This is a genomic window from Streptomyces sp. NPDC003247 (genome assembly GCF_042888135.1).
Lineage (GTDB): Bacteria > Actinomycetota > Actinomycetes > Streptomycetales > Streptomycetaceae > Streptomyces.
In genome coordinates, this window is the sequence record NZ_JBIAPF010000007.1 from 537,696 (window position 1) to 555,191 (window position 17,496).

General features: G+C 73.7%; 16 protein-coding genes. 13 read left to right on the top strand and 3 right to left on the bottom strand.

Annotated elements, in window-relative coordinates; translation table 11 throughout:
• Nucleotides 1-23 precede the first annotated feature (23 nt).
• Nucleotides 24-437, bottom strand: a complete 414-nt coding sequence (locus ACFYWQ_RS25950) for a pyridoxamine 5'-phosphate oxidase family protein (RefSeq protein WP_389519279.1) — start codon at nucleotides 435-437, stop codon at nucleotides 24-26.
• 116 nt (nucleotides 438-553) lie between these two features.
• On the opposite strand from ACFYWQ_RS25950, the gene clpB reads away from it, so the two are divergent.
• The gene (clpB, locus tag ACFYWQ_RS25955) at nucleotides 554-3,163 is read left to right on the top strand and encodes an ATP-dependent chaperone ClpB (protein WP_389519281.1); all 2,610 of its coding nucleotides are present in this window, start codon (nucleotides 554-556) and stop codon (nucleotides 3,161-3,163) included.
• Between the two features lie 286 nt (nucleotides 3,164-3,449).
• Nucleotides 3,450-3,983, top strand: a complete 534-nt coding sequence (locus ACFYWQ_RS25960; protein WP_389519283.1) for a YbjN domain-containing protein — start codon at nucleotides 3,450-3,452, stop codon at nucleotides 3,981-3,983.
• Nucleotides 3,984-4,138: 155 nt separating this feature from the next.
• On the opposite strand, the gene ACFYWQ_RS25965 is transcribed toward ACFYWQ_RS25960, so the two are convergent.
• Nucleotides 4,139-4,813 (bottom strand): DUF4232 domain-containing protein, encoded by a 675-nt coding sequence (locus ACFYWQ_RS25965; protein ID WP_389519284.1) that lies wholly within the window; start codon nucleotides 4,811-4,813, stop codon nucleotides 4,139-4,141.
• A 228-nt stretch (nucleotides 4,814-5,041) separates the two neighbouring features.
• Nucleotides 5,042-6,238, bottom strand: coding sequence for a pyridoxal phosphate-dependent aminotransferase (locus ACFYWQ_RS25970; protein ID WP_389519285.1), 1,197 nt, complete (start codon nucleotides 6,236-6,238; stop codon nucleotides 5,042-5,044).
• A gap of 140 nt (nucleotides 6,239-6,378) precedes the next feature.
• Here ACFYWQ_RS25970 and ACFYWQ_RS25975 point away from each other — a divergent pair, with 140 nt between their 5' ends.
• From ACFYWQ_RS25975 to kynU, 11 genes are all read left to right on the top strand, one after another.
• Complete coding sequence (locus tag ACFYWQ_RS25975; protein WP_389519287.1) at nucleotides 6,379-6,774, top strand: hypothetical protein; 396 nt, start codon at nucleotides 6,379-6,381, stop codon at nucleotides 6,772-6,774.
• Between the two features lie 375 nt (nucleotides 6,775-7,149).
• Entirely contained in the window at nucleotides 7,150-7,707 is a 558-nt protein-coding gene (locus ACFYWQ_RS25980) for a DUF2617 family protein (RefSeq protein WP_389519288.1), read from the top strand.
• Between the two features lie 281 nt (nucleotides 7,708-7,988).
• The gene (locus tag ACFYWQ_RS25985) at nucleotides 7,989-9,578 is read left to right on the top strand and encodes a polyamine aminopropyltransferase (protein WP_389519289.1); all 1,590 of its coding nucleotides are present in this window, start codon (nucleotides 7,989-7,991) and stop codon (nucleotides 9,576-9,578) included.
• A gap of 143 nt (nucleotides 9,579-9,721) precedes the next feature.
• Nucleotides 9,722-10,633, top strand: a complete 912-nt coding sequence (locus ACFYWQ_RS25990; RefSeq protein ID WP_389519291.1) for an SRPBCC domain-containing protein — start codon at nucleotides 9,722-9,724, stop codon at nucleotides 10,631-10,633.
• A 38-nt stretch (nucleotides 10,634-10,671) separates the two neighbouring features.
• Nucleotides 10,672-11,469, top strand: a complete 798-nt coding sequence (locus ACFYWQ_RS25995; RefSeq protein ID WP_389519293.1) for an aldose 1-epimerase — start codon at nucleotides 10,672-10,674, stop codon at nucleotides 11,467-11,469.
• Nucleotides 11,470-11,499: 30 nt separating this feature from the next.
• Nucleotides 11,500-12,048, top strand: a complete 549-nt coding sequence (pyrE, locus tag ACFYWQ_RS26000; protein ID WP_389519295.1) for an orotate phosphoribosyltransferase — start codon at nucleotides 11,500-11,502, stop codon at nucleotides 12,046-12,048.
• Nucleotides 12,049-12,193: 145 nt separating this feature from the next.
• Nucleotides 12,194-13,225 (top strand): class II fructose-bisphosphate aldolase, encoded by a 1,032-nt coding sequence (fbaA, locus tag ACFYWQ_RS26005; RefSeq protein ID WP_389519296.1) that lies wholly within the window; start codon nucleotides 12,194-12,196, stop codon nucleotides 13,223-13,225.
• Between the two features lie 67 nt (nucleotides 13,226-13,292).
• Entirely contained in the window at nucleotides 13,293-14,741 is a 1,449-nt protein-coding gene (locus ACFYWQ_RS26010) for an MFS transporter (RefSeq protein ID WP_389519298.1), read from the top strand.
• Nucleotides 14,742-14,763: 22 nt separating this feature from the next.
• Nucleotides 14,764-15,177 (top strand): DUF3151 domain-containing protein, encoded by a 414-nt coding sequence (locus tag ACFYWQ_RS26015; protein WP_385073208.1) that lies wholly within the window; start codon nucleotides 14,764-14,766, stop codon nucleotides 15,175-15,177.
• 184 nt (nucleotides 15,178-15,361) lie between these two features.
• A complete protein-coding gene (locus ACFYWQ_RS26020; protein WP_389519300.1) occupies nucleotides 15,362-16,201 on the top strand; it encodes a tryptophan 2,3-dioxygenase family protein in 840 nt (279 codons plus the stop codon).
• A complete protein-coding gene (kynU, locus tag ACFYWQ_RS26025) occupies nucleotides 16,194-17,447 on the top strand; it encodes a kynureninase (protein ID WP_389519302.1) in 1,254 nt (417 codons plus the stop codon). Before ACFYWQ_RS26020 ends, kynU begins: the two co-directional genes overlap by 8 nt.
• Nucleotides 17,448-17,496 lie beyond the last annotated feature (49 nt).

Here is a 17,496-nt window from a genome sequence, read left to right on the forward strand (position 1 = left end):
GCCCGCCCCGCGGCCTGCCGGTCTCAGCCCCGGCCCATGGCCCCGCTCAGTTCGATCTCGATCACCACGCGGGTGGGATTGGGGCGCGGGGCGTGCCCGTAGCGCTCGGCGTAGCGGCGCTCGGCCTCGGCGACGCGTTCCGGGTCCGCGTGGACGGAGGCCCGGCCCTCCAGGGTGGCCCAGCGGCGGCCGTCCACCTGGCAGACCGCGACCCGGGCCCCCTCGGGGCCGGCGGCCCGGACGTTGGCCGCCTTGGCGCTGGCTCCGTCGGTGATGACGCGAGCGACGCGGGCCTCGGGATCGTATGTGACACCGACCGGAACCACGTGCGGGGAACCGTCCGGGCGTGGTGTGGTCAGGGTGCACAGATGGCGTTCACGCCAGAAGGCGAGGTACGCGGCGTCGGGAGCGCCCGGGTTCTGCGGGTATGCGGCCATGGTGCGGAACTTAGTCGCCGCGGAACTCCCCAGCACCGCCTTGAGTGGAATAGACTCAACTTTGTGTACGTTGTGCGAGTCAGTGTGACGGCTGACGCAAGGAGGAGACAGCGAACGTGGACGCCGAGCTGACCAACCGGAGCCGGGACGCCATCCAGACGGCCGGCAACCGGGCCGTGTCCGAGGGACACCCCGACCTCACCCCAGGCCACCTGCTCCTCGCGCTGCTCCAGGGGCAGGACAACGAGAACATCGTCGATCTGCTCGCCGCCGTCGACGCCGACCAGGCGGCCGTGCGGGCCGGCGCCGAGAAGGTGATCGGCGCGCTGCCCAGCGTGACCGGGTCCACCGTCGCGCCCCCGCAGCCCAACCGCGAGCTGCTCGCCGTGATCGCGGACGCGCAGGCGCGGGCCCGGGAGCTGGGCGACGAGTACCTGTCGACCGAGCACCTGCTCATCGGGATCGCCGCCAAGGGCGGGCAGGCCGGTGACGTGCTCGCCCGGCAGGGCGCCACCGCCAAGAAGCTCCTCGACGCCTTCCGCAAGGCCCGCGGCGGGCGCCGGGTGACCTCCGCCGACCCGGAGGGGCAGTACAAGGCGCTGGAGAAGTTCGGCACCGACTTCACCGCCGCCGCGCGGGAGGGCAAGCTCGACCCCGTCATCGGACGGGACACCGAGATCCGCCGCGTCGTGCAGGTGCTGTCCCGGCGCACCAAGAACAACCCCGTCCTCATCGGCGAGCCCGGCGTCGGCAAGACCGCCGTCGTGGAGGGGCTCGCCCAGCGGATCGTCAAGGGCGACGTGCCCGAGTCCCTCAAGGACAAGCGGCTCGTCGCGCTGGACCTGGGCGCGATGGTCGCCGGCGCGAAGTACCGCGGTGAGTTCGAGGAGCGGCTGAAGACCGTCCTCGCCGAGATCAAGGACTCCGACGGGCAGATCATCACCTTCATCGACGAACTGCACACCGTCGTGGGCGCGGGCGCCGGCGGGGACTCCGCCATGGACGCCGGCAACATGCTCAAGCCCATGCTCGCCCGCGGTGAGCTGCGCATGGTCGGCGCGACCACGCTGGACGAGTACCGGGAGCGGATCGAGAAGGACCCCGCCCTGGAGCGGCGCTTCCAGCAGGTGCTGGTCGCCGAGCCGACCGTCGAGGACACCATCGCCATCCTGCGCGGGCTCAAGGGGCGGTACGAGGCCCACCACAAGGTGCAGATCGCGGACAGCGCGCTGGTCGCCGCCGCGACCCTCTCCGACCGGTACATCACCTCCCGCTTCCTGCCCGACAAGGCCATCGACCTCGTCGACGAGGCCGCCTCCCGGCTGCGCATGGAGATCGACTCGTCCCCCGTCGAGATCGACGAACTCCAGCGCGCCGTCGACCGGCTGAAGATGGAGGAGCTGGCCCTCGGCAGGGAGACCGACCCCGCCTCCCGCGAGCGGCTGGAGAAGCTGCGCCGCGACCTCGCCGACAAGGAGGAGGAGCTGCGCGGCCTCACCGCCCGCTGGGAGAAGGAGAAGCAGTCCCTCAACCGGGTCGGCGAGCTGAAGGAGAAGCTCGACGAACTCCGCGGCCAGGCCGAACGAGCCCAGCGCGACGGCGACTTCGACTCCGCCAGCAAGCTGCTGTACGGCGAGATCCCGGCCGTCGAGCGCGACCTGGAGGCCGCGTCGGAGGCCGAGGAGGAGGCCGCGAAGGACACCATGGTCAAGGAGGAGGTCGGCTCCGACGACATCGCCGACGTCGTCGCCTCCTGGACCGGCATCCCGGCCGGCCGGCTCCTGGAGGGCGAGACGCAGAAGCTGCTGCGCATGGAGGAGGAGCTGGGCCGGCGGCTCATCGGCCAGGGCGAGGCCGTCCGCGCGGTGAGCGACGCCGTACGCCGGTCCCGCGCCGGCATCGCCGACCCCGACCGCCCCACCGGCTCCTTCCTCTTCCTCGGCCCGACCGGCGTCGGCAAGACCGAGCTCGCCAAGGCGCTCGCCGACTTCCTCTTCGACGACGAGCGGGCGATGGTCCGCATCGACATGTCGGAGTACGGCGAGAAGCACAGCGTCGCCCGGCTCGTCGGCGCACCCCCCGGGTACGTCGGCTACGAGGAGGGCGGCCAGCTCACCGAGGCCGTCCGCCGCCGCCCGTACAGCGTCGTCCTGCTGGACGAGGTGGAGAAGGCGCACCCCGAGGTCTTCGACGTCCTGCTCCAGGTGCTCGACGACGGCCGCCTCACGGACGGGCAGGGGCGCACGGTCGACTTCCGCAACACCATCCTGGTGCTGACGTCCAACCTGGGCAGCCAGTACCTGGTCGACCCGGTGTCGACGGAGGAGGAGAAGAAGGAGCAGGTCCTGGAGGTCGTCCGGGCCTCCTTCAAGCCGGAGTTCCTCAACCGGCTCGACGACCTGGTCGTCTTCTCCGCCCTGAACAAGGACGAGCTGGGCCGGATCGCCCGCCTCCAGATCGACCGCCTGGCCCGGCGGCTGTCCGAGCGGCGCCTCACCCTGGAGGTCACCGACGCGGCCCTGGCCTGGCTCGCCGACGAGGGCAACGACCCGGCCTACGGCGCCCGCCCCCTGCGCCGCCTCGTCCAGACCGCCATCGGCGACCGCCTCGCCAAGGAGATCCTGGCGGGCGAGGTCAAGGACGGCGACACGGTCCGGGTGGACGCCTTCGGCGACGGACTCCTCGTGGGCCCCGCCACGGCGGAGCAGGCGGCCAAGACGCTCTGACGGCGGCCGGGCGCACGACACGGGCTCCGCACCGCCGCGGCGGTGCGGAGCCCGTGGAATCCGAGGCGGACCCGTGCGCCCCGCCGCCCGAGGCGGACCCGTGCGCCCCGCCGCCCGAGGCGGACCCGTGCGCCCCGCCGCCCGAGGCGGACCCGTGCGCCCCGCCGCCCGGGGAGGGCCGGGCGGCCGGATCCCGTCAGCCCGTGGCATACACACCGGGTCGGGGTTGCCATCCCCCGCCCCCTCTGGGGGAGGATGGCGGGATCCGTACGAAGGGAAAATCACGGTGAGCATCGACCCGTCCTCGATTCCGAACTTCGGGGGCCAGCCCGAGCCGCAGCCCCAGGGACCGGCGGGCCCCGTCGTTCCGGATCAGGACCTCGTGAAGCAGCTCCTCGACCAGATGGAGCTGAAGTACGTCGTCGACGACGAGGGTGACCTCGCGGCGCCGTGGGAGGAATTCCGTACGTACTTCATGTTCCGCGGCGAGGGCGACCAGGCGGTCTACTCGGTGCGTACGTTCTACGACCGCCCCCACAAGATCGACGACAAGCCGCAGCTGCTGGAGTCCGTCGACGACTGGAACCGCCGCACCCTGTGGCCCAAGGTCTACACCCACACCCACGACGACGGCACCGTCCGCCTCATCGGCGAGGCGCAGATGCTGATCGGCGCCGGGGTGAACATCGAGCTGTTCGTCTCCTCGACGGTGAGCTGGGTCCGCGCCGCCATCGAGTTCGACAAGTGGCTCGCGGAGCAGCTGGGCCTGGAGAAGGAGGTCAACGACGCGGACACGCCCGACGAGGGCGACGACGCGTGACGCCTCGCGACACGGCGTGAGGCCCGGCGGCGACGGCGTACCGGCGCACGCGACCGCACACGCCCCGTCCGCACGGGAGAGCCCGGCCCCGCCGCGACCACCACGGTCGCGACGGGCCGGGCTCTCGCCGTCGTCGGGAGGTCGTCAGGAGGCCGTCAGGAGGTGAAGGGCACGGCGTCCTGCTGGGCGGTGTGCCAGTTGGTGACGAGCGGCTCGTCCACGAGGACGGTGCCGATCTCCAGGGACTCCGGGTTGGGGTCGTCGGACGCGGCGGAGACGATCACCGTGGTGTATTCGACGCCCTCGTTCCCGCTGGTGCTCTTGGGGCTGAGACCGGCGTAGGCCGTCGTGTCACCGGAGAGGGTGAGCTCGTCCCCGGCGACCTGCTCGGCGGCGGCGGCCTCCGTGCCGCCGGAGCCGAAGGCCACCACGGGGAGACCGCCGGGCAGCACACAGGTGATGCCGTCCTTGGCCTTCACGCTGATCAGGAAGTAGCCGCCCGCCTGGCTCATCTCCTGGGCGCTCCAGGTCAGGTCGTTGGTGCCGCAGGACTGGCCGTAGCCGGTCTTGTCCCCGGCCTCGTCGGAGGAGTCGGTGCCGGAGTCGGTGCCGGACGAGCCGCCGGACGTCGCGGAGGAGCCGCTGCCGCTCGTTCCCGAGCCCGAGGCACCCGGCGTGGCGGATCCCGACGCGGCGGTCCCGGACGCGGTGGACTCCGCCGAGGCGGCGGGGGACGTCGCGGTGGCGTCGCCCTCGCAGGCGGTCATCAGCAGACCGGCCGAGACGGCGGCGGTCACGACGAGAGCGGTGCGCAGACGGCGGCTGTTCATGGGGAGTCCTTTCGAGGCAGCTCGCGCGCTGCCGTACGGCAGCCCGGTCAGCTGCCCGTTTCTCTCTTCCGATCAGCATGACGGCGGCGGAGGGGTGTGGGTTCGGTGCCGTCATCCACCAGTGACGGCTGTCACGCGGCTGTGACACGCCCGGCGGCCGGGGCGCGGGTTTCCGGCCACCCCGGACCCCGGGGGTGACCGGAAAGAAGCGCCCCGGTAGGCCGCCGGCTAGCCGGCCAGCGCCTTCAGCCGCCGCACCGCCTCCTCCAGCACGTGCGTCTGCTTGCAGAAGGCGAACCGCACGAACGGCGCGCCCGCCTCGCGGTGGTCGTAGAACACGGCGTTCGGGACGGCCACCACGCCCGCCCGCTCCGGCAGCGCCCGGCAGAACGCGACGCCGTCGCTCTCGCCGAGGGGCCGGATGTCGGCGGTGACGAAGTACGTGCCGGCCGGCCGGAACACCGCGAAGCCCGCGTCCGCCAGCCCGGCCGACAGCAGGTCCCGCTTGGCCAGCAGGTCCGCGCGGAAGGAGTCGAAGTAGCTGTCGGGCAGGGCGAGCGCCTCGGCGACCGCGTACTGGAACGGGCCGGACGCCACGTACGTCAGAAACTGCTTGGCCGACCGCACCGCCGTCACCAGCGCGGGCGCGCCCGTCACCCAGCCGACCTTCCAGCCGGTGAACGAGAAGGTCTTGCCGGCGCTGCCGATGGTGACCGTCCGCTCCCGCATCCCCGGCAGGGACGCCAGCGGCACGTGCTCCGCCCCGTCGAAGACCAGGTGCTCGTACACCTCGTCGGTGACGACCAGCAGGTCCCGCTCCACCGCCAGGTCCGCGATCGCGGTCAGCTCCGCACGGCTGAGGACCGTGCCGGTCGGGTTGTGCGGGGTGTTGACCAGCAGCAGCCGGGTGCGGTCGGTGACCGCGTCGCGCAGCTCGTCCAGGTCGAGCCGGAACCGGGCCCCCTCGGGGTCGGGCCGCAGCGTCACCGGCACGCGCGTCCCGCCCGCCATCGCGATGCAGGCCGCGTAGGAGTCGTAGTACGGCTCCAGGGCGACCACCTCGTCCCCCGGCTCCAGCAGCGCCAGCAGGGACGCCGCGATCGCCTCCGTGGCGCCCGCGGTGACCAGCACCTCCGTGTCCGGGTCGAAGGTCAGGCCGTAGCGGCGGCGCTGGTGCTCCGCGACCGCCGTCCGCAGCTCGGGGACGCCCGGCCCCGGCGGGTACTGGTTGCCGCGCCCGTCCCGCAGCGCCCGTACGGCGGCCTCCCGGATCTCCTCCGGGCCGTCCGTGTCGGGGAAGCCCTGCCCCAGGTTGATGGCTCCGGTCCGCACCGCCAGGGCGGACATCTCGGCGAAGATCGTCGTCCCGAAAGCGGCGAGGCGGCGGTTGAGGAAGGGGCGTGCGGTGGAGGTCATAAGGGTCATCCTGCGTCGAAGCTCTGGACTTCCTCAAGTGTGCTTTGGCCGGTGAGAGGGGCGGGCATCCCCCGTTCACGCACCGCTCGACCGGTGCGCGAGGCGCCCACGGGGGGTCGCTTCGGGGGACACGGAAGGAGGGTGACGCCATGGTCATCGGCATCATCCTGGCGGTGCTCGGAGTCGTCGTCGTGGTGACGGGCGTGTGCGCGATCGTCGACGCCGCGCGGCCCCGCCGCACCGCGCGGTCCGCACGGAGGGGCCGCGCCGGCCGCTCGCGCGGTTCCGCCGGCTCGCGCGGGTCCGGCGGCCACAACAACAGCGCGGACAGCGCGAGCAGCTGGTGGGTGCTCGGTGGTGACATCGGAGCGTCCTCGTCCTCGGGGAGCGACTCCGGTGACTCCGGCGGGCGTTCGGGCGGGCACTCCGGCCACTCCGGCGGCCACGGCGGCGGGCACTCCTGCGGCGGCGGATCGTCCTGCGGAGGCGGCTCGTCCTGCGGTGGCGGTGGCGGGGGCGGCGGATGCGGGGGCGGAGGCGGCTGACACGGGGCAGCCGAGCTCCCCGCGGGGGAGCCGCATCCGGACCGCGGGGCGCCCCCGAACAGGGCGCCCCGCGGTCGTCTCCCGTCCGGCGGCGGGGCGCGTGGAGGTGCGCGTGAGCCGCACGGCGTACGCCGTGGTGGAACAGTTGAGCTGGGGAGCCCTCTGAGGGATGGAAACGTTACGAAGTTGGGTAAAAACGCTGTGGCGGCGCCACCGTTCATGATTCCCTCTAAGTCACCAACGCAGCCCCTCGGACCCCTCGGACGTCCCGCGCGGACGCCCTCCCCAGACCGGGCCGGCCGGGGCCGATCCCCCGGTGTCGGCCGGGGCGCGCGGGACCCTTCCCTCTCCTTTGCGTTCTAGCGGAGCCGAGTCATGCTCACGACCCTGAACACCTCCTACACCGACACGTGCGCGGCCGACCTCGCCTGGGCCCTGGGGCGTGAACCGCTGCCCGCCCTGGCCACCCTCGACCTCGAACTGTCCGGAGCCAAGCTCCAGTTGCGGCTGCTCGGCGCGTCGCACCAGGTGCTGCTGGAGGAGGAACGGGGGTCGTGCTCCGAGACGGTCGCGTGCATCCCCGGCAGCAGCACCCCGCTCCCGCTGGGCGTGGCCAAGCGGCTGGGCGAGTGGGAGTACGAGTTCGCCGCCCACGTCGAGGCCCTGACGCCAAGTCAGTTCGCGGCTCGGGCTCAGGAGTTGCTGGCCCTCGTCGCCGAGCACCCGCACGGTCTCGCCGGTGTCTTCCCCGGCAGCCCCCACGCCTTCACCGCCCTCCTCGCCCAGCGCCACGAGGGGCATGTGCACTGGCGTACGTGGCACGCGTACCCGCAGGACGGGCAGCTGGTGGCGACCAGGACGAGAGTGGGCGTCCGCCGGGCGCCGGCCGGGCGGCCCGGGACGCCCGCGGGGGCCCTCTCCCGGGGGGCGTGAGGCCGGGCCGCCCGGGTCGCCCGGGCGGACGCGGCGGGGGCGGACATGACAGGGCCGGGAGCCACGGCCGGAGCGGCGACCGCCGTGCCGGTCCTGAACCGGCGATCCTCGTGCCGGTCCTGGGCCAGCGAGCGGCGTGCCGCTCCCGAACCGGTGACCGTCGTGCCGGTCCTGAACGGCGACCAGCCGTGCCGCTCCTAAACCCGCGGCGGGCCGGACATCCCGGGTTCCACACGTGTGGGTGACGTTGCGTACCGCACCCGTGACGTAACGTCGCAGTCGTGATCGAGCCGCACGCCCCCGCCCCGCCCGGAGCCCCACCCCCCTGGCGCGGCCCCGCGCGGCTCCCCGTCCGGCCGGACACCGGACGGTTCCTGGTCCTGGCGTGCGTCTTCGTCTGCGCGGCCTGCGGTCTGGTGTACGAACTCGAACTGGTCGCCCTCGCCTCGTACTTGATGGGCGACTCGGTCACCCAGGCCTCCGTCGTGCTGTCCGTGATGGTCTTCGCGATGGGCATCGGCTCCCTCGCCGCCAAGCGGCTGCGCCCCCGCGCCGCGGCCGGTTTCGCCGCCGTCGAGGTGACCCTCGCCCTGGTCGGCGGATCCAGCGCGCCCGCGCTGTACGCGGTGTTCGCCTGGACGGGGGACTGGGGCGGCCTGTGGGAGAACGGCCCCCGGATCCTGCTGGTCGCCTTCTCCCTCGCCATCGGCCTGCTGATCGGCGCCGAGGTCCCGCTGCTGATGGAGCTGATCCAGCGCATCCGCCGCCAGGACGCGGGCGGCGCCGTCGCCGACCTGTTCGCCGCGGACTACGTCGGCGCGCTCGTCGGAGGGCTGGCCTTCCCCTTCCTGCTGCTGCCGTTCCTCGGCCAGCTGACCAGCTCCCTGCTGACCGGGGCGGTCAACGTCGTCGCCGGCGGCGCCCTGGTGCTGGGCCTGTTCCGGCGCGACCTCACCGGCCGGACCCGCTGGCTGCTGCTGACGGCCACCGTCGGCGTGCTCGGCGTCCTCGGCTCCGCCGCCGTCCTCGTCGACGACTTCGAACACGCCGCCCGCCACGCCCTCTACGGCGACGACGTCCGCGTCGCCGTGGAGACCGACGTCCAGGAGGTCGTCCTCACCGGCGGCACCCGGGGCCGCCCCCTCGGCCTCTACCTCGACGGCCGGCTCCGCGTCGACGGCCGGGACGAGCGCCGCTACCACCGGTCCCTGGTCCACCCCGCGATGGACGGCCCGCACGCCCGCGTGCTGATCCTCGGCGGCGGCGACGGCCTGGCCGCCCGCGAGGTGCTCACCCACCCCGGCGTCCACCGCGTCGACGTCGTCGAGCTCGACCCGGGCCTGATCCGCCTGGCCCGCACCGACCCGCCCCTGTCCCGCCTCAACGGCCACGCCTACGCCGACCCGCGCGTCCACGTCACCGTCGGCGACGCCTTCCGCCACCTGCGCGACACCCCGGCCGCCCGCTACGACGTGGTGATCGCCGACCTCCCCGACCCCGGCATCACGGCCAGCACCAAGCTGTACTCCCAGGAGTTCTACGGCCTGGCCCGCCGCGTCCTGCGCCCCGGCGGCCGCCTCGTCGTCCACGCCGGACCGGTCGCCTCCCGCCGCCGCGTCTTCTGGACGGTCGAGACGACCCTGCGCGCGGCGGGCCTGCACACCACCCCCTACCGGGTCGACAGCCGCGACACCGGCGTCACCACCGGCCCCGACCGCACCGAGGACACCTCCCGCGCCCCCCGCGACTGGGGTTTCGTCCTGGCCGGCACCGCGGACCCGCCACCGCTGCGCCCGCACCACGACGAGCGGCCGCCGGGGCGGCCGGTACCGGGCGTGCGCGCCTCCACGCTGGTGCACCCGCGGTACTGACGGCGGACGCGGACGCGGGCGCGGGCGCGGCGGGGAGGGTAGGCGAGGCGGGCGCGGGAGGGTACGCGAGGCGGGCGCGGCGGCGGTGCGAATCATGGTTTCGGCGGGTGCTTTTCCACACGCCGTGGGTAGGCTCCGCTTCCATGGAGCATGAGGTGTTCGTTCCGGTTCCCGTCGAGCGGTTGCGGGCGGCCCTCGCCGATCCCGCACAGGTGGCCCGGGCGGTCCCCGGACTCCAGCAGGACGCCGGGAGCGAGCCCGTCGCGGGCCGGCTGAAGGTGCGCGTCGGCGGCCACACGATCACCTACCGGGGCACCCTGCGCGTCACCGCCCGGGAGGACGGCACCCACGCCGTGGAGGGCGACGCGAGCGAGGTGCGCGGCACGGGCACGGTCGAGTTCGCGCTCACCGTGCGGCTCGGGGCGTCCGAGGACGGCACCACGCTCGGCTTCGATGGCACCGCCTCCGCGGACGGCCGGATCGCCCAGCAGCCCGGCGAGGCGGTGGACGGCGCGGTCGTACGCCTGCTGAACCGCTTCGCGGAGAACCTGGGAGCCGGAGCCGGAGCCGGAGCCGCAGCCGAGGCGGCGGACGCCGGGGCCGCGCCCGAGCCCGAGCGGCCGCTCCCCGCCGACGAGCCCCCGGCCGTCCCCGACACCGGCATCCCCCGATCGGACCTGGCCGACGACATCGACGGCGGGGCCGATGCCGTGGACGACGGCGGCGACCTGGACGACATCGACGGACTCGACGACGTCGACGGCCTCGGCGAAGAGGACGAAGCCGACGAGGTGGACGAAGCCGACGAGATGGACGGTCTGGGCGGCCTCCCCCCCTCCTCCGAACCCCCCGCCGAGGCCGCGCACGCCCGCCGGACGATGATCGGGCGCAGTGCCGAGGAGGTCGACCACGCCCCGCCCCGCGGCCGGTACGCGCCCGTCCCGGCCGCGCAGACCGTCACCCCGAACAGCACCCTGCGCTGGGCGGGCCCGGCCGCCGCGCTGGTGGTGGCGTCGGCGATCGTGGTCGGCAGGGCGCTGCGCCGCCGCCGGTGAAGCCGACGTACCCCTGATCGCCTCGATAGGGTCGTCCCGTGAGCGACGAAGACATCACGCTGACCGCGGGTGACGCGGAGGTGACCGTGCAGCCCGGCAACGGCGGACGGGTCGGAGGGCTGCGCGTCGGCGGTGCGGAACTGCTGCGGCAGGGGGAGCGCTTCGGCTGCTTCCCGATGGTGCCCTGGTGCGGGCGGGTCCGGGACGGCCGGTTCCGGGACGGCGCGACCGTCCACCAGATGCCGCTCAACTCCCCGCCGCACGCCATCCACGGCACCGTCCGCGACGGCGCCTGGCGGGTCGCCCGCAGGTCGGCCGACGAGGCGGTCCTGACGTACGACCTGGTGGAGCCCTGGCCCTACCCCGGCCGGGTCACCCAGGTGGTCGCGCTCGCCGAGGACGCGCTGACGCTGACCATGGCGGTGGAGACGTACGGCTCGTCGTTCCCGGCGCAGATCGGCTGGCACCCCTGGTTCAACCGCACCCTCGACGGCGCGGACGGCGAGCGGGTGCGGGTCGCCTTCGACCCGGCCTGGCAGGAGGAGCGCGGCGACGACCACCTGCCGACCGGCCACCGGATCGACCCGAAGCCGGGCCCCTGGGACGACTGCTTCGGCATGCCGGACGGCGTCCACGTCACCCTCACCTGGCCGGAGCGGCTCCGGCTGGAGGTGACCAGCCCGGAGCGGTGGGTCGTCGTCTACGACGAGCAGGAGGCGGCCGTGTGCGTGGAGCCGCAGACCGGCCCGCCCGACGGCCTGAACACCCACCCCCGCCTGGTCACGCCGCTGGAGCCGCTGGAGGCCACCACCACCTGGCGCTGGACCCGTCTCTGAGCCGGCCGTACACGGCTCTAAGCTGGCCGTATGAGTGACGTACGTGGCGCGCTGCTGGAGCAGATCAAGGACAAGGCCGTGGTGCACGGCAAGGTGACCCTGTCGTCGGGCCTGGAGGCCGACTACTACGTCGACCTGCGCCGCATCACCCTCGACGGGGTGGCCGCCCCGCTGGTCGGCGAGGTGCTGCTGGACCTGACCGCCGAGCTGGAGTTCGACGCCGTGGGCGGCCTGACCATGGGCGCCGACCCGGTCGCCGCGGCCATGCTGCACGCCGCCGCGGCGCGCGGCCGCCGGCTGGACGCCTTCGTGGTGCGCAAGGCGGCCAAGGCGCACGGGCTCCAGCGGCGCGTGGAGGGGCCGGACATCACGGGCCGCCGGGTCCTGGTGGTGGAGGACACCTCCACCACCGGCGGTTCGCCGCTGGCCGCCGTGGAGGCCGTGCGCGAGGCGGGTGCCGAGGTCGTGGCCGTCGCGACCATCGTGGACCGGGCGACCGGTGCCGCCGAGAAGATCCAGGAGGGTGCGGGGGTGCCGTACCTGTTCGCCTTCTCGAAGGATGAACTGGGTCTGGACTGACGACCGACTTTGACCTGGACTTGACCGGCGCGTGGACCGACCGCGCATGTCTGGAAAGATGGGCACGACGATGACGTCGCACCCAAGGTCTAGGTCAGGGCCGTAAGCAGCTGAACGCCAACCCGCACACCCAAGGAGCGGACGAATGCCCATCGCAACCCCCGAGGTCTACACCGAGATGCTCGACCGGGCGAAGGCAGGCAAGTTCGCCTACCCGGCCATCAACGTCACCTCGACCCAGACCCTGCACGCGGCTCTGCGCGGCTTCGCGGAGGCGGAGAGCGACGGCATCATCCAGATCTCGACCGGCGGCGCCGAGTTCCTGGGCGGCCAGTACAGCAAGGACATGGTGACGGGCGCGGTCGCCCTCGCCGAGTTCGCGCACATCGTCGCCGAGAAGTACCCGGTCACGGTCGCCCTGCACACCGACCACTGCCCGAAGGACAAGCTCGACGGGTACGTGCGTCCGCTGCTGGAGATCTCCCGCAAGCGCGTCGAGGCCGGTCTCGGCCCGCTGTTCCAGTCCCACATGTGGGACGGCTCCGCGGAGACCCTGGCCGACAACCTGGCCATCGGGCAGGAACTGCTGGAGAAGGCCCGCGCCGCGAAGATCATCCTCGAGGTCGAGATCACCCCGACCGGTGGCGAGGAGGACGGCGTCTCGCACGAGATCAACGACTCCCTGTACACCACGGTCGAGGACGCGATCCGCACGGCGGAGGCCCTCGGCCTCGGCGAGAAGGGCCGCTACCTGCTCGCCGCGTCCTTCGGCAATGTCCACGGCGTGTACAAGCCGGGCAACGTCGTCCTCCGCCCCGACCTGCTGAAGGAGCTGAACGAGGGCGTCGCCGCCAAGTTCGGGCAGCCGGCCGGCTCGCAGCCGTTCGACTTCGTCTTCCACGGCGGCTCCGGCTCCACGGAGGAGGAGATCGCGACCGCGCTGGAGAACGGCGTCGTCAAGATGAACATCGACACGGACACCCAGTACGCCTTCACCCGTCCGGTCGCCGACCACATCCTCAAGAACTACGACGGCGTCCTCAAGGTCGACGGCGAGGTCGGCTCCAAGAAGACCTACGACCCGCGGACCTGGGGCAAGCTGGCCGAGGCCGGCATGGCCGCCCGGGTCGTCGAGGCGACGCAGAACCTGCGGTCGGCCGGTACGAAGATCAAGTAGGTCCTCGTACGGCTGATGGCGGACGAGCCCGGTGCCCCGGCACCGGGCTCGCTGTATACCTGGGGCCATGCCCGACGTCCGGCTGGCCTCGCCCCAGGGCACGTGGATCCTGCTCACCACGGTCCTCGGCTCCAGCATGGCCATGCTGGACTCCACCGTCGTCAACGTCGCCCTGCCGAGCATCGGCCGTGACCTCGACGCCGACCTGGCCGCCCTCCAGTGGACGGTCAACGCGTACATGGTCACGCTGGCCGGTCTGATCCTGCTGGGCGGCTCGCTCGGCGACCGTGTCGGCCGCCGGAAGGTGTTCGTGGTCGGCGTGGTGTGGTTCGCCGCCGCCTCCCTCCTGTGCGGTCTCGCGCCGAACGCGGCCGTCCTGGTCGCGGCACGGGCGTTGCAGGGCGTCGGCGGCGCCCTCCTCACCCCCGGCTCGCTCGCCCTCATCCAGGCCTCCTTCCACCCCGACGACCGGGGGCGGGCCGTCGGCCTGTGGTCCGGCTTCGGGGGCGTCGGGGCGGCCGTGGGGCCGTTCCTGGGCGGCTGGCTGGTGGACGGGCCCGGCTGGCGGTGGGTGTTCTGGCTGAACGTCCCCCTGGCGCTGGCGTGCGTCCCGGTGGCCCTGCGCCACGTCCCCGAGTCGCGCGACCGGCGCGCCCACGGCCGCTTCGACGTACCCGGCGCCGTCCTGGCCGCGCTGTCGCTCGGGCTGGTGACGTACGCGCTGATCGAGGCGGGCACGGGGACGCCGGCCGTCGCCGTCGCGGCGGTGGCCGGGGTCGCCGCCGGGGTGGCCTTCGTCCTGGTCGAGCGGCGCAGCCCGGACCCGATGCTGCCGCTGGACGTCTTCGCCTCCCGCCAGTTCACGGCGGTCAACCTGGTCACCCTGTGCGTGTACGCGGCCTTCGGCGGGTTCTTCTTCCTCTCCGCGCTCCAGCTCCAGACCGTGGCCGGCTACTCCGCCGTCGGCGCCGGTACGGCACTGCTGCCGACGACCGCGCTGATGCTGCTGCTGTCGGCGCGCTCCGGTGCGCTCGCCGACCGGATCGGCCCGCGCCTGCCGCTCACCGTGGGCCCGCTGCTGTGCGCCGCGGGCATGCTGCTGATGCTCCGGGTGGGCCCCGGCGCCTCCTACGCGGTGGACGTCCTGCCCGCCGTGCTGGTCCTCGGCCTCGGCATGGTCACCCTGGTCGCCCCGCTCACGGCGACCGTCCTGGCCTCGGTGGACGTCAGCCGCGCGGGTCTGGCCAGCGGCGTCAACAACGCGGCCGCCCGCGCGGCCGGCCTGATCGCCGTGGCCGCGCTGCCCCTGGTCACGGGGATGGGCCCGGAGGCGTACCGCTCCGCGGAGGCCTTCGAGGGGGCGTTCCGGCGGGCGATGGTGGTGTGCGCGGGCGTGCTCGTGGTGGGCGCCGGGGTGGCATTCGCGACGGTGCGGCGGCCGGGGCCGGGCTGCCGGCGGCCGGAGTGCCGGTGTCACGGCAGCGTGACGGCACCTCCGTTGGAGGCGGGGCGGTGAGCCGATCGGCCAGACTGGACCCATGTCCATTCACGAGAACCTCCTCGGGGGCCCGCCCCCGACGCACCTCCCCGACGACCCGGAGCCCCGTGAGCTCCTCGCCGCCGGCACGGCGCCCGCCGACGTCGCCGCCGGGCACCCGACCTCCTCCCTCGCCTGGGCCCAGCTCGCCGACGACGCGTTCGAGCGGGGCAGCGTGGTCGAGTCGTACGCGTACGCCCGTACGGGCTACCACCGCGGCCTGGACTCTCTGCGCCGCAACGGCTGGAAGGGCCACGGCCCCGTTCCCTGGGAGCACGAGCCGAATCGCGGCTTCCTGCGCGCCCTGCACGCTCTCGCAAGGGCCGCGCAGGCGATCGGCGAGCAGGAGGAGTACGAGCGCTGCTCGCAGTTCCTGAAGGACTCCTCGCCGACGGCGGCCCAGACGCTGGGCTAGGCGTGATGTCGACGGCCCACCCCACCTGACGTGGGGCGGGCCGGCGTGGCGGGCCCGCCCGGTGTGACCGGGCGGGCCTTGCGCTTTCGGGGGACGATACGGAGGATGCCCGTGGGGACCGGGGCCCCCGTGTCGGTAACGGCAGGGGCGGACCGCTACCCGGAGTACACAACAGGAGACAGCGATGTCCCATGAGGCTCAGGAACCGCACGAGCCCGAGACCCCGCATCTCGACTTCGACGGCACGACGCCGTACGAGGACTACGTCAAGGCCGACGTGCTCACCCACCTCCAGCACACCCTCTCCGACGACCCCGGAGAGATGGTCTTCCTGGTCACGACCCAGGTGATGGAGCTGTGGTTCACCGTCATCGTCCACGAGTGGGAGACGGCGGCGCAGGCCCTGCGCCAGGACCGGGTGCCGGTGGCGACCGCCGCGCTGAAACGTTCCGTACGGGAGCTGGAGGCGCTGAACGCCTCCTGGCGGCCGCTCGCCCAGCTCACCCCCGCCCAGTTCAACGCGTACCGCTCCGCCCTCGGTGAGGGGTCCGGCTTCCAGTCGGCGATGTACCGGCGGATGGAGTTCCTGCTCGGCGAGAAGTCCGCGTCGATGCTGGTCCCGCACCGGGGCGCGCCCCGCGTCCACGCCGAGCTGGAGAAGGCGCTGCACGAGCCGAGCCTGTACGACGAGGTGCTGCGGCTGCTGGCCCGCCGCGGGCACGCGGTCCCGGACTCCGTCCTGCGGCGCGACGTCGCGCTCCGGTACGAGCCGTCGCCGGAGGTGGAGGCGGTGTGGACCGCCCTCTACGCGGGCGACGAGAGCGACGAGCTGGCCCGCCTCGGCGAGGCGCTGACCGATGTCGCCGAGCTGGTGTGGCGCTGGCGCAACGACCACCTCGTCGCCACCCGCCGCGCGATGGGCGCGAAGACCGGCACGGGCGGCTCGGCCGGAGTGGCCTGGCTGGAGAAGCGCGCGCGCAAGAACGTGTTCCCCGAGCTGTGGACGGCGAGGTCCCATGTCTGACCTGACCCTCAGGGCGGGCGAGCTGGACGCCGGTGACGAGCTGGCCGCGAAGCGCGCCGAGTTCCTCCTCGACCCCGCGTCCGGCCCGGAGGCGGGCGACCCGGTCGTCTACCTCGACGGCAACTCCCTGGGCGCCCTGCCGGTGTCCGTCCCCGGCCGCGTCGAGGACGTCGTACGCCGCCAGTGGGGGGAGCTGCGCATCCGCTCCTGGGAGGAGAGCGGCTGGTGGACGGCGCCGGAGCGGATCGGCGACCGGATCGCCCCGCTGGTGGGGGCGGCGGCCGGGCAGATCGTGGTCGGGGACTCGACGAGCGTCAACGTCTTCAAGGCGCTCGTGGGCGCCGTGCGTCTCGTGGACGACCGCCGCGACGAGATCCTCGTCGACGCGACGACCTTCCCGACCGACGGGTACATCGCCGGGTCGGCGGCCCGGCTCACCGGACGCACCCTGCGGCCGGTGACCCCGCCGGAGGTGCCGGCGGCGCTGTCGGACCGTACGGCCGCGGTGCTGCTGAACCACGTCGACTACCGCACCGGCCGGCTGCACGACCTGCCGGGGCTGACCGCCGCCGTGCGCGCGGCGGGCGCGATCACCGTCTGGGACCTGTGCCACAGCGCGGGCGCCCTGCCCGTCGGCCTCGACGAGCACGGCGTGGACCTCGCGGTCGGCTGCACCTACAAGTACCTGAACGGCGGGCCGGGTTCACCGGCGTACCTCTACGTCCGGCGCGGTCTCCAGGACCGCTTCGACTCCCCGCTGCCGGGCTGGAACTCCCATGCGGAGCCCTTCGGCATGCACCCCGGGTACGAGCCCGCCCCGGGCGCCGCGCGCGGGCGCGTCGGGACGCCCGACATCCTGTCGATGCTCGCGCTGGAGGCGGCGCTCGACGTCTGGCGGGGCGTGTCGATCGAGGCCGTCCGCGCGAAGTCCCTCGCGCTGACGGACTTCTTCCTGGAGTGCGTGGCGGCCTACCTCCCCGCCGGGCGCCTGGAGTCCGTGACGCCGGTCGCCCACGAGGAACGCGGCAGCCAGGTGGCCCTGCGCTGCACCCCCACTCTCGGCTCCGCTCGAGCGGGCGGTGCCCCCATCGCCGGGGACATCATGAAGCGCCTGATCGACCGGGGCGTCGTCGGTGACTTCCGCCACCCGGACGTCCTCCGCTTCGGCTTCACCCCGCTGTACGTGGGCTTCGCGGACGTGGAGCGGGCGGCGCGGGTGCTGGGGGCGGTGGTGAGGGCCAGCTAGCGCGGGCGGGGGGCGCTGGGGGGCCGCGCGTCGGGCGGTCACCGGGTGC